This window comes from Actinoplanes palleronii, from assembly GCF_016862315.1.
GTDB classification, from domain to species: domain Bacteria; phylum Actinomycetota; class Actinomycetes; order Mycobacteriales; family Micromonosporaceae; genus Actinoplanes; species Actinoplanes palleronii.
Genome location: NZ_BOMS01000073.1, coordinates 136,504 through 149,317 on the forward strand (window position 1 = coordinate 136,504; position 12,814 = coordinate 149,317).

Sequence of the window (12,814 nt, forward strand, 5' to 3'; positions counted from 1 at the left end):
CTGCTCTGGCTACCGGTGCGCGGCCCGGGAAGCAAGCCAGACACCCGGACGCCCGCAACTGACCCGCACCGGCACGGGCACTCGGCGTGCACCGCGCGTCCCGGAATCTTCTCTCCATGCCCGGCGGGCAACACCGCTGGACAACCGGGGGGATTCAAATCTTGATGCGTTCGACGCTGCGTAAGACCGTACTGACGCTGACCGCCCTCGCCGCCGGTTTCGGCGCCGCGGCGGCCACGCCGGCACAGGCCGCGCAGGCCGCCGACGCGGGATGCGTGACCGGCGCGAAGCTGGTACCGACCTGTGGCGTGCTCTGGGGCGGTGCCGCCGGTGGCTTCACCAGCGCGCCGCGGGACCAGGCGCTGAAGGCGTGGGAGAAGGCGTCCGGCCGGACCGCCAGCATCTTCCACCAGTACCACAAGGGCAACGAGGTGTTCCCGACCAAGGCCGAGATCGCGATGACCAACGACCCGGCCAGCCCGCGGGTGCTGCTGGAGAACTGGAAGATCGCGTACGGCACCACCTGGGCGGCCGTCGCCAAGGGTCAGCAGGACAAGCGGATCGACGCGTTCGCGGCGCGGGCCAAGGCGTACGGGAAGAAGTTCTTCCTGGTCCTGAACCACGAGCCGGAGAACGACGTGGTGGCGCGGGCCGGCTCCGGCATGGAGGCCAAGGACTTCGCGGCGATGTACCGGCACACCATCCTGCGCCTGCGCGGCCAGGGCGTGACGAACGTCGTGAACGTGATGGCCTACATGGGCAACGAGAAGTGGATGGCGCAGTCCTGGTGGAGCAACCTCTACCCCGGTGACGACGTCGTGGACTGGGTCGGCCTGGACTCCTACGTCTCGGTGGAGAAGGGTTACTACCACTTCGGCGACTTCTCGGCGCTGCTCGACCGCAAGGCCAAGGGCGGCAGCCTGGGCTTCTACGACTGGGCCGTCAGCAAGCACGGCACCAAGCCCCTCATGATCGCCGAGTGGGGCGCCTACCACCGGGTCGGCAAGAAGGCCGACAAGTCGGCGGTCTACAACAGCGTTCTCGCCCAGCTCGCGAAGCGTCCGGCGATCAAGGCCATCGTGCACTTCGACACCAAGCACGACGACCAGGGCGACCGCGACATCAGCATCGACAGCACGCCGGCCTCGCTCGCCTCGTTCAAGAAGCTCGCCGCCAACCCGATCTTCAACGTGAAGCTCGGCTGAATCGTCACCCACCCCCCTGAAGACGCCGTCCGGGCCACCGCCCGGGCGGCGTTTTCGCATGTCAGGGCGTCTTGCCGGGGGTGTCCACCACGGTCTTGGTCAGCACCGCGCTGCTGGAGAGCAGCAGGCCGGCCCGGCCCCACGTGCCGTCCTCGACCAGGTAGCTGCGCGCGCCCAGATACTCGCGGGACACCGCATCGAAGATCCATTCGTGCCGGATCCCGCCGTCGCTGCGGGCCACCGCGACACCGTGCCGGCCGGCGCCGTCCTCGGCATCCGCCAGCAGCTCCACGCCCGGGATCCGGGCGGCCGCCTGGTACAACGCCGCGACGACCGTCGGCTGCAGGACCGTCTCGTTCTCGCTGAGGTAGTCGCCGATCAGCGTGAACGCCTCCGCGTCGACCTGGTTGCCGGTCTTGCGGGCGTCGGCGTACACCTTGCGCAGCATCGCGTCCGGGTCGTCCGGCAGCCCGGGGTTGATGTCGATCGCCCGGAAGGCGCCGAGATCCTTCGGCGTCGCGCCGTCACGCAGCACGCCGTGCCCGCCGGCGAAGAGCGGAATCCAGATCTCCCGGTCCCGCGGCCCGATCAGCGTCACGTCGTTGTCGCCGTCGACCGCCAGATGACTCTCCCGCGAGCGGATGTAGAGGTATTTCCCCTGGCCGCCGGCCGCGGCCGGCTCGGCGTCCGCCGCCACCGCCGCCATACCGAGGAAGGTCACGGCAGCGTCGTGGTCACCGTTACTGATTGTGACGTACGGCGGTGCCGCCGCGTGCGGCCACAGCACATTCATCAGTACGACGGTGGAGGCGGCGAGCAGGCCCCCGGCGAGCACCAGCGCCCGGCGGCGGCGGGGCTGCCGCGCGGGTGTCTCGATCGCGGTCAGGAGGTGCGCCTTGAGCAGGCGCTTCCGCTCATCGGGCAGGTGCGGCCCGGTGGGTGGGGTGAGCAGGTCGGTCATCGGTACTCCTCCCGCGCGGGGCCGGGGTTCGCGGTGGCGGCTTCTCTCCGGGGTGGGTGTGGCTCGTCTTTCCTGGGCGGTTCGTTTTTCCTGGGCGGCTGTGGCCCGGCGGCCGGCTCTTGTCGGCGGCGGTGCAGCTCGGCCTCGGCCAGGGTGCGGAGCCGGACCCGGGCGCGGGACAGCCGGGACCGGACCGTTCCCACCGGGATGTCGAGGGCTTCCGCCGCGGCCGCGTAGTCCAGTTGCTGCCAGACGCAGAGCAGGAACACCTCCCGGTCGGTGCGGCGCAGCGCTGTCAGGGCCGCGGTGGCCGCGGTGAGCTGGGCGCTGTCGTGCATCCGGCCGACCACCTCGTCGGCGAAGTCCGGCACCGCGCCGCCGACCGGCAGCCGGGACATCGCCGCCCGGTGCCGCCGCGCCGCCCGGCGCCGGTTCCGCAGCACGTTGGTGGCGATCCCGAGCAGCCACGGCCGCAGGCTCTCCCCGTCCGGGCGCAGAGTGTCCCGGATCCGCCATGCCTCCAGGAACGTCAGCGACACCACGTCCTCGGCACCGGTCGTGTCGCCGTCCATCCAGGCCGCATGCCGGTAAACGGCCTGCGCATGTTCATCGAACAGGTCGCCGAAGGCGTCCGCGTCCCCGGCCCGGATCCGGCCGCGCATAGTTACTGTCACACCCAGTCCTGTCCGCATCCCACCCCAAGTTCCCAATCCCCCCAGCCTCGCCTGCCTCACCACCCCCAGCCTCACCGCTCCGCCTGCCCCCGTCTGGCCTGCCCCGTCTCGCCTGCCCCCGTCTCGCCTGCCCCGCCTCGCCTGCCCCCGTCTCGCCTGCCCCCGTCTCGCCTGCCCCGCCTCGCCTGCCCCGCCTCGGTCGCTGGTGCCGCGGTCCTGCCCCCGCCCGCCTCGCAGCGCGCGCCCCGCGCCCCACCCCCGGCACACCTCACGCCAGCCCAGGCCCCCGGCTGGTCCTGAGAGGTCACTCGGAAGCCAGGAGGCACCCCCCAGCGCCAGCCCAAGGTCCCCGGCTGGTCCTGAGAGGTCACTCCAGAGCCGCGAGGCACCCCTCAGGACCAGCCGGGGACCTGGGCGCGCCCAGCGACCGCGGGCCGACGGGGTCCACCGCGGGCTGAGGGCTGCCGGCTGGTCCCCAGGGGTCTATCAAGGGCCGCGAGGCACCCCTGAGGGCCAGCCGGGGACCTGGGCGCGCCCAGCGACCGCGGGCCGACGGGGTCCACCGCGGGCTGAGGGCCGGCGGCTGGTCGCCAGGGGTCTATCAGGGGCCGCGAGGCACCCCTGCGGGCCAGCCAGCGCCGACAAACAGCCGTGACCGCCAGAGCCGCACGATGCCAGCTGGTGCTGGTGGCTGCTTCGAGCGCCCGGAGGCAGCCCTCAGCACCAGCCGGCGAAGTGCCGCCCGAGGCGGCCGTGCCCGCCAACGGTGATGGCGTCTGAACCGCGCCCGCCGACCGGCACCGCGCCCGCCGACCGGCACCGCGCCCGCCGACCGGCGCCGCCGACCGGCGCCCCCGTGACGGCGCCCCCGTGACGGCGCCCCCGTGACGGCGCCCCCGTGACCGGGCTGGTCAGGGGGTGAGGACGGTTTGGAGGCGCTTGGCTTCCTTGACCAGTCGGGAGGAGCCGGGGCGGGAGGCCACCTCGGCCAGGCCCGGGATCTCCACGCGGGCGTGGACCGCGCCGGCCACCTGGCTGGCCAGCTCGAGCAGATCGGGCAACCCCCGCTGTGGACTGGCCAGCATCGCCGGCAGGGCCGTGGCCAGCACCTCCCAGACCGCGACCGCGGCGCCCGCCCGGTACGCCTCGGCCAAGGCCGGGACGAGCCGGGACAACTTCAGCGTGGCATCGGCGCCGAGATCGGCCACCGCGGCACCAACCGCCCCGGCAAACGGGGCCGCCCCGCCGGGAAGGGCCGCCTCAGCGGCACGGGCCGGCCCAGCGGCACGGGCCGGGGGCGGGCCGGCAGCCAGGGTGAGGAAGGCGTCGACGGCGGCGATGCGGCTTTCCTGGTAGCGGGCGGTCAGCGCATACGCCACGGCATAAGCCAGCGCCGGACCGACCGGGCCGGAGCACTCGGCGAGCAGGGGCAGGACCGCCGCACCCTCGCGCTGCTCCTGGTCGGTCATCGCGGCCAGCTCGGGCAGCGCCCAGGCCGCGGTCACCTCCCGATGGTGCGGCAGGACCATGGCGAGCACGTCGCCGGCGTCGTGGAACGCGCTCGGGAACTCCTCCGGGTGCGGGCCGGGGGCGATCGTGAGCAGCTGGCGTTCCAGGCGGAGGCCGCCGCCCCGGGCCGGGGTCAGGGCGGCCACCACCCGGCGGCCGACCGGGGAATACCAGGTGTAGCCGCGCCGAGCCGGCTCCTGCTGGAACCGGGTGCTCACCGGGTCGGGCAGGCCGCCGTCGGCGAGCCAGGCGGCGAACTGCCGGCCGGCCGGGGAGGTCAGCGTCGCGGCACCGGCGGCGACCACCGGATCGGTCACCCGGGGCAGCCGCAGCAGGGCCTGCTCGAAGTCGACCGGCCACGGCTGCCAGCCCTCGGACTCGGCCCGCCGCAACCGGTCGAGCAGGACCGCCGCGTCGAGACTGCCGGTCACGTGGGTCGGGGTGGCCATCAGCAGCGGCACCATGGTGCTGGTCAGCTGGGTCACCGTCTCGGCGACCCGGAGCGCCAGGACGCCGTCGGGGGTGGGGACGATCGCCGAGTCGACCCCGCCGCGCCGGCCGTCCTGCCACGCCGTGCGCAGCGACGTGACCAGCCAGAGCCACAGGCCGCCGGGCTTGTCGGTGCCGATCGCGGAGCGGATCGCGACGCCCAGGTGCAGCAGCGGCTTGCTGCGGTTCCAGGTGTTCTCCTCGAAGTCGCCCGGGTACCGGTCGAGCACCGGCTGCAGCGCGGTGGCCAGCGCGGCCGGGCCCGCCGTCGTGTTCAGCGTGACCAGGCCGGCCAGCACGCGTTCCCAGCGGATCGCGGCCGGCTCGTGGACCAGCGCGGCCACCTCCTCGGCCAGCTCGGCCGGGGTGGCGATCGGTGCGGGCATCGCGGCCGGCGGGGCGGGCGGCGGCAGCTCCGGGATCTCGGCGGGACCCTCCTCGACGACCGTGCCGAACAGCGCGGCGGCCCGGGCCGGCAGATCACCGGAGAGCGCCACGGCGGCGTCGGCGAGCCGGGCCACGACTGCCGGGTCCAGGTCGCCGATCCGCTTGCCGATCACCGTCAAAGCCCGATCTTGTACGTCCAGAGCCGGGTGCCCGAACGCCACCGCAACCGTCTCGAGCACCTCGGCAGCCCGCCCGGGCTCGCGGCGGGACACCTTCTCCAGCCAGGTGATCTGCGCCTTGACCAGGGTCTTCTCGGTGCGGACCAGGGTCGCCGCGCTCGTGTCGAGCAGGGTGTCCAGCTCCAGCCGCCCGGCGTCGTCGACAGCCCGCAGCACCTTCTGGGCCACCGCCGCCACCGCGCCGGGCGCCTCGGCCAGCAGCCGGGCGTAGTCCAGCGCGTGACTGGACATCTCGTCGATGCCGGGCGCCAGCGCCTCGTGCAGCAGCGTGAACGGGCGCAGGCAGTGTGGTTTGTCGCCGCGGACCAGCCGGTCGACGGTCAGGTCCAGCACGGTCTTGCGCTCCAGCGTGCCCTCGGCGACCAGGTGCGCGACCACCGGCGGGAACTGCGGACCGGACTCCTGCCACGAGTCGCTGAGCAGGTCGGCGCCGAGACCGTCGAACGCGAACACGGCGGGCAGCAGGACCGGGAGGAACGGGTCGTCGCGCATCCGGATGCTGAGCGGTGGCACCGGCGTGCCCTGCTGGGCGGGCCGGAGCAGCCCCTCCACCCAGGCCCGGGTCACGCCCTCGGTGACCGGCGGCTCGGCGCCACCGGCGTGCATCAGCCGGACCGCGAACGGCCAGTCGTTGTTCCACCGTTCGCGCACCGGGGTCCGCGCGGCCAGGCGCTGACCCAGCTCACCCAGCCAGGGCAGCTCCCGCGCCTGGGCGATCTCCAGGAACAGCCGTGGTGTGACCGCGCTCCAGTTGCGCATGTTGCCACGCAGCAGCAGGGCGGCGGCCTTCGCGGCGGTCGGCATGCAGCCGATCACGGCGAGCGCGTGCCCCGGCGTCGGGCTGGTGTCGCCGCGCCACCAGCCGTCCCGGTCGGCTTTCTTGATGCCGGCCTCGACGTCCTCGGCCAGCGCCAGGCGCTCCTCCTCGGTGGCCGCGAGCAGCAGCGCGGTGATCGCGCCGACCTCGTTGCGATGGGCGCGGCGGTCCAGGCCGACCCAGGTCAGTGGCGTCGTCATGGTCATGCGGCGGCCTCGGCCTTCTCGATCGTCGCGGCGGTCTCGCCGGCGTGGGCCATCCGGACCGCGAGGACGTGTTTGCACGGGCCGCGCCCGCCCCGGTGTTTCGCCCACCACGGGCAGGTGCAGGACTGCGACTCGTGGCGGACGTGATAGGTCTCGTCGCCGCTGACCACCACCGACACCTCGGCGCCGAGCGTCACCGCACCCGCCGAGATCAGGGCGCGGGCACCGGCCAGCCGGGGGTTCATCCGTTCGACGGCGGCGGCCGTGTACGGCAAGGTGCGGTGGAAATAGCCCGCCTCGGCCACGTCGTACCCCACCCGGCCGGCCGTGCCGAGCTGGGTCAGCGCGTCCCGCACCCGGCCCGCGGCCAGCCCGGACGCGCCGGCCAGCGCGTCCACGTCGATCGCCGGGTCCCAGGAGAGCAGGGCGCTGATCAGGTCGGCGTCGTCGGCCACCTCGTCGGAGGCGAGCGCTTCGAGCACCGCGCCCTCACCGGAGAAGCCGCGCGACGGCTCCGGCGACAGGGTCACCGACAGGCGCAGCGTCGGCATGCTCAACTCCCAGGTGCTGGCGACCGGGGCGCTGCCGGCCGACACGGCCGGGCCGAACACGCGCAGGCCCGTCGCGTACCGGAGGAAGGGTTTCAGAGCGGACAGCCGCCCGGCGCCCGGCAGGCAGACCGCGCCCGGCGTCGGCCGGGACGTGAAGCGCAGCGAACGCCCGGCCGGAACCGCCCAGAGCACGGACTTGTCGGTGGCCGGCAGGCGCTGGAAGAGCGCGCGGGCCTCGGCGACGCCGATCGCGGCGCGCGCGTCGAACCGGGACGTCAGCACCTGCGCCTCGGCGAAGCCGCGCAGCCAGCGGGACGGCAGCGGCACCTTCTTCTCCACCAGCGGTCCGTCGAAGGTGGTCACGGTCAGGTCGTCGGGGCCGACCGCGACGTGCATCGGGTCGGAGCGGCCGACCCGGGTCAGCGCCCGCTGCAGCGGCAGGTTGACGTCGACATTGGTGGTGCCGTGCGCGAGGATCTCGCCGTCCAGCCCGCCGGGGAGCACGTCGAGACGGGCGTAGACGCCGCAGCAGCCGGAGAACGACTCGAACCGCAGCCGGTCGGAGCCGGCGGTCACCACCGGGTCGAGGCTGGCCGGGGGGAGCGGCCGGAAATACCGCGTGCGGGCCACCTCGGCCACGGCCAGCAGGCCGGTCGCCGCGGCGCCGGGCGAGGTGAGGAAGCCGGTGAAGAAACGGGGATGCGCCGCCGGCCCGCCGGAGGTCTGCAGAGTCAGGCCGTCGTCCAGAGTCGACGAACCGAGGTACGAGTATGCCGCGGTAACCATGCGCGAGAACCTAGAACGTAGGTACGACAATTTTCACCGCGGCCGGCGCCGGTCCCGCCACCAGTCCCGGACGACACCGGCGAGCAGCCGGGTGGCGCCGATCGCGAGCAGACCGTTCCCGATCCGGGTGACCAGGCCGGGCACCGAATCCGCGCCGAACACCGCGTCGACACCGGACACCACGCCGAGCAGGACCGCGAGCAGGACCAGGTAACCACCGATGACGACGAGGGTTCCCCGTCCGGTCTGTGGCTCGTTCATCGGCGGCGCAGCAGTCGGACCGAGCCACGGATGAACCGGGCGGCGACCAGCGCCAGCAGGACCGCCAGCACGTGGGCGACCAGGCCGGCGACCGAGGTGTTCCCGTAGGTCGCGCCCACCCAGAGGTCGCCGGCCAGCGCGCCCGCGCCGATCAGGACGGCCAGGACCAGGATCGGTACGACGGTGCTCGGGTTCCAGGGCTCGGTCGACCGGGGCGGTTCGGCGGCCGTCGACGACGGGTGCAACTGCCCGGCCGGGGCGCCGATCAGCACCCGCTGATCGGGGTTCGCGGCGTAGTGCTGGACGGTCGCGGCGGTGAACGCCGGTGAGCTCCCGTCCACCCGGAACCGGTTCGGGTTGACCACCCAGCCGGTGGTCCGGACCAGCTCCGGCCGTCGGTACCGGATCCGGACCTCGAACGGCCCGGACCAGATCTGCACCGGGTCGACGGCCTCCCACGGCACGGTCACGGCGCCGGCCAGCTTGTCGGCGCGTACGCCGTCCGGGGTGAGACTCACCCCGAGCCCGCGCAGGATGCCGTGACCGCAGAGGATCAGGAACACGGCGGCGAACGCGCCGAGCGGCCACATGACCGGGCGCAGTTCCGGATCCAGCGGGGGCAGCACGACCGCGATGCCCAGCACGGACACCATGGCGACGCTGAGCAGCGGGAGCGCGCCGGTGCGCGTGCTGTGCAGGGCCGGCGTCCGCTCGTCGACGACGAAGGCCGGGGCGGCCTGGGCGGTCCGCTGGGCCGCGACCGTGACGGCGAGCCCGAGCCCGACACCGGTCAGGCACTCGACCAGCAGGGCGAGGACGGCCGGGATCTGCCCGCCGGGCAGGTGGGACGCGGCCACCAGCGCCGCGGTGACCGCCGCGGCGAACAGTGGAATCAGCGTGCGGCGCCGGTCGGCCGCCGCGGAGAGCCTGATGATCATCGACGGATGATAGGTGCGGGCCCCGCGACCGGGGGAGTCGCGGGGCCCGCTGTTCGGGGGAAGGTCTACTTCGTGGCGGTCAGGTCGTAGATCGTGGAGCCGCCGACCGTGGTGGCGGTGTAGTTCGCGGCCACCCAGGTGGCGATCTGCGAGCTCTCGGTGGCGGTGCCGCCCTGCCCGCCGCCACCGCCCATGCCACCGCCGGAGACGAAGTAGTGGATGTCGCCGGCCGCCACGGAGGCCTGGAACTCGGCGAGGGTGGGTGACGGGTCGCTGCCGTTCCAGCCGCCCAGGGCGATCACCGCGGTGCCGGAGGCGAGCTCCAGGTCGGCGGCCGAGGTGGCGCCGCTGACCGCGGCGGACCAGCGGGTGGTGCTCGCCTTCAGCAGGGCGGTCAGCTCACTGTTGCTGCTGCTCCCGCCGCCACGGCCGCCACCCGTGCCGCCCGGTGCGCCGCCGGTCGACGGAGCGGCCGAGGAAGAGGACGACGACGAAGGTGCGGAGGGACGGGACTCATTGTTCGTACGAGAAAAACCGCCGCCCATGCCGGACGTTCCGGACGGTCCGGAGCTGGGGATCGAGCCCGTATGGGCGACGCCGACCGTCGCGGTCGCGTAGGCCGCGCTGCCCAGCCCGGTCGACAGCAACCCGGCGACGACGCCGATCACGGCCAGCCGGCGCAGTTGAGCAGCCGGCGCGATCAGCGCGATCGCCGCGATGGTCCCGGCCGCCAGCGCGGCCCACCGGAGTGCCGGCATCCATTCGGTACGACCCAGAAGGACGAATCCCCACCCGGCCGTCGCGAGCACCATCCCAGCCAGCACGATCCGCGCCCACATCTCCGCCCGGTACAGCCAGAGCACCCGCGCCCCGATCCCCACCACCGCGGCGATCGACGGCGCCAGCGCGATCGTGTAATACGGGTGGATCGTCCCGCTCATGTACGAGAACGTCACCCCGGTCACCAGCAGCCACCCGCCCCACAGCAGCATCCCGGCCCGGGCCCGGTCGGTACGCGGCGCCGTCCAGGTCACCGCGAGCACCGCCACCATCGCGATCAGCGCGGCCGGCAGCAGCCAGGAGATCTCGGTGCCCATCGACGTGCCGAACAACCGCCCGATCCCGGTCGCCCCGCCGAACCCGGTGTTGCCACCGCCACCGCCACCGCCGCCACCGCCACCGTTGCCCGAACCGCCGAGGATCCGGCCCAGCCCGTTGTAGCCCAGCGCCAGCTCCCACAGCGTGTTGTTCGTCGACCCGGCGATGTACGGCCGGGACGACGCCGGCCACAGCGACACCAGCGCGATGAACCACCCGGCCGAGACGACCAGCGCCAGCCCGGCCAGCAGCAGGTGCTTGATCCGCTTCCCGGGCGTGGTGGGCGCGGCGACCAGGTAGACCAGCGCGAACGCCGGCAGCACCAGGAACGCCTGCATCATCTTGGTGAGGAACCCGAAGCCGAGCAGCACCCCGGTCCAGACCAGCCACTTCCCGCTGGCCGTCTCGGTGGCCCGGACCGTGGTGTACGCGGCCGCGGTCATCAGCAGCACCAGCAGCGCGTCCGGGTTGTCGTAGCGGAACATCAGCACGGCGACCGGGGTGAGCGCCAGCGCGGCGCCGGCCAGCAGCCCGGCGACGTGCCCGAACCAGCGCTTGACCGCCAGGTAGAGCAGCCACACGCTGGCCACGCCCATCAGCGCCTGCGGCGCCAGGATCGCCCAGCTGTTCACCCCGAAGATCCGCGCGGAGAGGCCCATCACCCACATCGCGGCGGGCGGCTTGTCCACGGTGATCGCGTTGCCGGCGTCCAGCGAGCCGAACAGCCACGCCTTCCAGCTCTGCGCGCCGGCCTGCGCGGCGGCGGCGTAGAAGCTGTTGCCCCAGCCGGATTCACTGAGATTCCACAGGTACAGGGTGGCGGTGGCCACCAGAAGAAGGCCCAAAGACGTACGCTCCGGGGCACTTCGGGTCCGGTGGGCGGCGGTGGTCGTCATGGGACTAACCTCGCGAGTGGTCCTACGACGCCTCTGTGATCCATCTGTGCGTCGTCTATGAACCCCAGTTCGCCGCGTCCGGCAGCGGTACGTGCCACGATGGGCGAAGTGTGCGAGTAACCAGGTTCGGAGTGGGAGAGATGAGCGAACACGTTTCCGACAGCGCCGAGTGGCAGGCCCTGCAGGGCCACGCGGAGAAGTTCTCAGCGGTCCACCTTCGTGACCTGTTCGACAGCGAGCCGCAGCGTGGCGAGCGCTACGCCGCCGAGCTCGCCGATCTGTACATCGACTACAGCAAGAACCTGGTCACCGACGAGGTGCTGTCCGCCCTGGTCGCCCTGGCCGGCCGGGCGAAGCTGAGCGAGCGGATCACCGCGATGTTCGCCGGCGAGCACATCAACGTCACCGAGGACCGCGCCGTCCTGCACACCGCGCTGCGGCTGCCGCGTGACGCGCAGCTCGTGGTCGACGGCCAGGACGTGGTCGCCGACGTGCACGAGGTCCTCGACCGGATGGGCGCGTTCGCCGACAAGGTCCGCTCCGGTGAGTGGAAGGGCCACACCGGCGAGCGCATCAAGACGCTGGTCAACATTGGCATCGGCGGCTCCGACCTGGGCCCGGTGATGGCGTACGAGGCGCTGAAGGACTACACGCAGCGCGACATCGAGTGCCGGTTCGTGTCGAACATCGACCCCACGGACCTGTTCGAGAAGACCCGTGACCTGGACCCGGCCACCACGCTGTTCATCATCGTCTCCAAGACGTTCACCACGCAGGAGACGCTCACCAACGCCGCCGAGGCCCGGTCCTGGCTGCTGGCGACGCTCAAGGACGACGCCGCGGTCGCCAAGCACTTCGTCGCGGTCAGCACGAACGCCGCGAAGGTCGCCGACTTCGGCATCGACACCGCCAACATGTTCGGCTTCTGGGACTGGGTCGGCGGGCGCTACTCGCTGCCGTCCGCGGTCGGCCTGTCGGTGCTGGTCGCGATCGGCAAGGAGAAGTTCGCCGAGATGCTCGCCGGCTACCACGCCGTCGACGAGCACTTCCGCAGCACGCCGATCGAGCAGAACGTCCCGGCCCTGCTCGGCCTGATCAACGTCTGGTACGACACGTTCCTCGGTGCCCAGTCGCACGCGGTCCTGCCGTACGCGCAGTACCTGCACCGTTTCGCCGCGTACCTGCAGCAGCTGACCATGGAGAGCAACGGCAAGTCGGTCCGGCTGGACGGCGAGCGGGTCGCCTACCAGACCGGCGAGGTGTTCTGGGGCGAGCCCGGCACCAACGGCCAGCACGCGTTCTACCAGCTGATCCACCAGGGCACCAAGCTGATCCCGGCGGACTTCATCGGGTTCAGCGTGCCGAACCACGACATCGGTGAGATGCACGACCTGTTCATGTCGAACTTCCTGGCACAGACCGGTGCGCTGGCCTTCGGCCGGACCCTGGAGCAGGTCGAGGCCGAGGGCACCAAGCCCGAGGTCGCCAAGCACCGGGTCATGCAGGGCAACCACCCGACCACGACGATCCTGGCGGAGAAGCTGACGCCGGCCACGTTCGGGCAGCTGGTGGCGCTCTACGAGCACATCACGTTCACCCAGGGCGTGATCTGGGAGATCAACTCGTTCGACCAGTGGGGTGTCGAGCTCGGCAAGGTGATGGCGAACCAGCTCGCGCCGAAGCTGACCGCGTCCGACGCGCCGGCCGACGACGCCGACTCGTCGACGAACATCCTGATCAAGAGGTACCGGGCCGCGCGCGGCCGCTGATTTCTGTCACACCGGCGTTCTAGGCTCA

The 12,814-nt window shown here is 72.6% G+C and carries 9 protein-coding genes; 2 read left to right on the top strand and 7 right to left on the bottom strand.

Features of this window, described 5'->3' with window-relative positions:
- Positions 1–164 precede the first annotated feature (164 nt).
- Positions 165–1,205: a glycoside hydrolase family 26 protein gene (locus Apa02nite_RS24400; RefSeq protein ID WP_203827044.1), complete on the top strand. Its 1,041-nt coding sequence runs from the start codon at positions 165–167 to the stop codon at positions 1,203–1,205.
- Positions 1,206–1,266: 61 nt separating this feature from the next.
- Here the strand turns inward: Apa02nite_RS24400 and Apa02nite_RS24405 are convergent, their stop codons facing one another.
- From Apa02nite_RS24405 to Apa02nite_RS24435, 7 genes are all read right to left on the bottom strand, one after another.
- Positions 1,267–2,166 carry a CU044_5270 family protein gene (locus tag Apa02nite_RS24405; protein ID WP_203827045.1) on the bottom strand — a complete coding sequence of 300 codons (900 nt, stop codon included), beginning with the start codon at positions 2,164–2,166 and terminating at the stop codon, positions 1,267–1,269.
- Positions 2,163–2,840 carry an RNA polymerase sigma factor gene (locus Apa02nite_RS24410; RefSeq protein ID WP_239164537.1) on the bottom strand — a complete coding sequence of 226 codons (678 nt, stop codon included), beginning with the start codon at positions 2,838–2,840 and terminating at the stop codon, positions 2,163–2,165. Before Apa02nite_RS24410 ends, Apa02nite_RS24405 begins: the two co-directional genes overlap by 4 nt.
- Before the next feature lie 911 nt (positions 2,841–3,751).
- Entirely contained in the window at positions 3,752–6,487 is a 2,736-nt protein-coding gene (locus Apa02nite_RS51950; RefSeq protein WP_203827046.1) for a DUF6493 family protein, read from the bottom strand.
- Positions 6,484–7,824, bottom strand: a complete 1,341-nt coding sequence (locus tag Apa02nite_RS24420) for an SWIM zinc finger family protein (RefSeq protein WP_067704007.1) — start codon at positions 7,822–7,824, stop codon at positions 6,484–6,486. The genes Apa02nite_RS51950 and Apa02nite_RS24420 overlap by 4 nt, the downstream gene beginning before the upstream one ends.
- Positions 7,825–7,857: 33 nt before the next feature.
- Positions 7,858–8,085, bottom strand: a complete 228-nt coding sequence (locus Apa02nite_RS24425; protein WP_203827047.1) for a hypothetical protein — start codon at positions 8,083–8,085, stop codon at positions 7,858–7,860.
- Positions 8,082–9,023, bottom strand: coding sequence for a hypothetical protein (locus Apa02nite_RS24430; protein WP_203827048.1), 942 nt, complete (start codon positions 9,021–9,023; stop codon positions 8,082–8,084). The genes Apa02nite_RS24425 and Apa02nite_RS24430 overlap by 4 nt, the downstream gene beginning before the upstream one ends.
- A gap of 65 nt (positions 9,024–9,088) precedes the next feature.
- Complete coding sequence (locus Apa02nite_RS24435) at positions 9,089–10,966, bottom strand: glycosyltransferase family 39 protein (RefSeq protein WP_239164538.1); 1,878 nt, start codon at positions 10,964–10,966, stop codon at positions 9,089–9,091.
- 191 nt (positions 10,967–11,157) lie between these two features.
- Here Apa02nite_RS24435 and pgi point away from each other — a divergent pair, with 191 nt between their 5' ends.
- Entirely contained in the window at positions 11,158–12,786 is a 1,629-nt protein-coding gene (pgi, locus tag Apa02nite_RS24440; RefSeq protein ID WP_203827050.1) for a glucose-6-phosphate isomerase, read from the top strand.
- Positions 12,787–12,814: the final 28 nt, after the last annotated feature.

Bases quoted from the DNA above. Each gene is read 5' to 3' on its own strand.
- Apa02nite_RS24405 (WP_203827045.1), bottom strand. From the start codon at position 2,166: ATGACCGACCTGCTCACCCCACCCACCGGGCCGCACCTGCCCGATGAG.
- Apa02nite_RS24400 (WP_203827044.1), top strand. From the start codon at position 165: ATGCGTTCGACGCTGCGTAAGACCGTACTGACGCTGACCGCCCTCGCC.
- Apa02nite_RS24430 (WP_203827048.1), bottom strand. From the start codon at position 9,023: ATGATCATCAGGCTCTCCGCGGCGGCCGACCGGCGCCGCACGCTGATT.
- Apa02nite_RS24420 (WP_067704007.1), bottom strand. From the start codon at position 7,824: ATGGTTACCGCGGCATACTCGTACCTCGGTTCGTCGACTCTGGACGAC.
- Apa02nite_RS24425 (WP_203827047.1), bottom strand. From the start codon at position 8,085: ATGAACGAGCCACAGACCGGACGGGGAACCCTCGTCGTCATCGGTGGT.
- Apa02nite_RS51950 (WP_203827046.1), bottom strand. From the start codon at position 6,487: ATGACCATGACGACGCCACTGACCTGGGTCGGCCTGGACCGCCGCGCC.
- pgi (WP_203827050.1), top strand. From the start codon at position 11,158: ATGAGCGAACACGTTTCCGACAGCGCCGAGTGGCAGGCCCTGCAGGGC.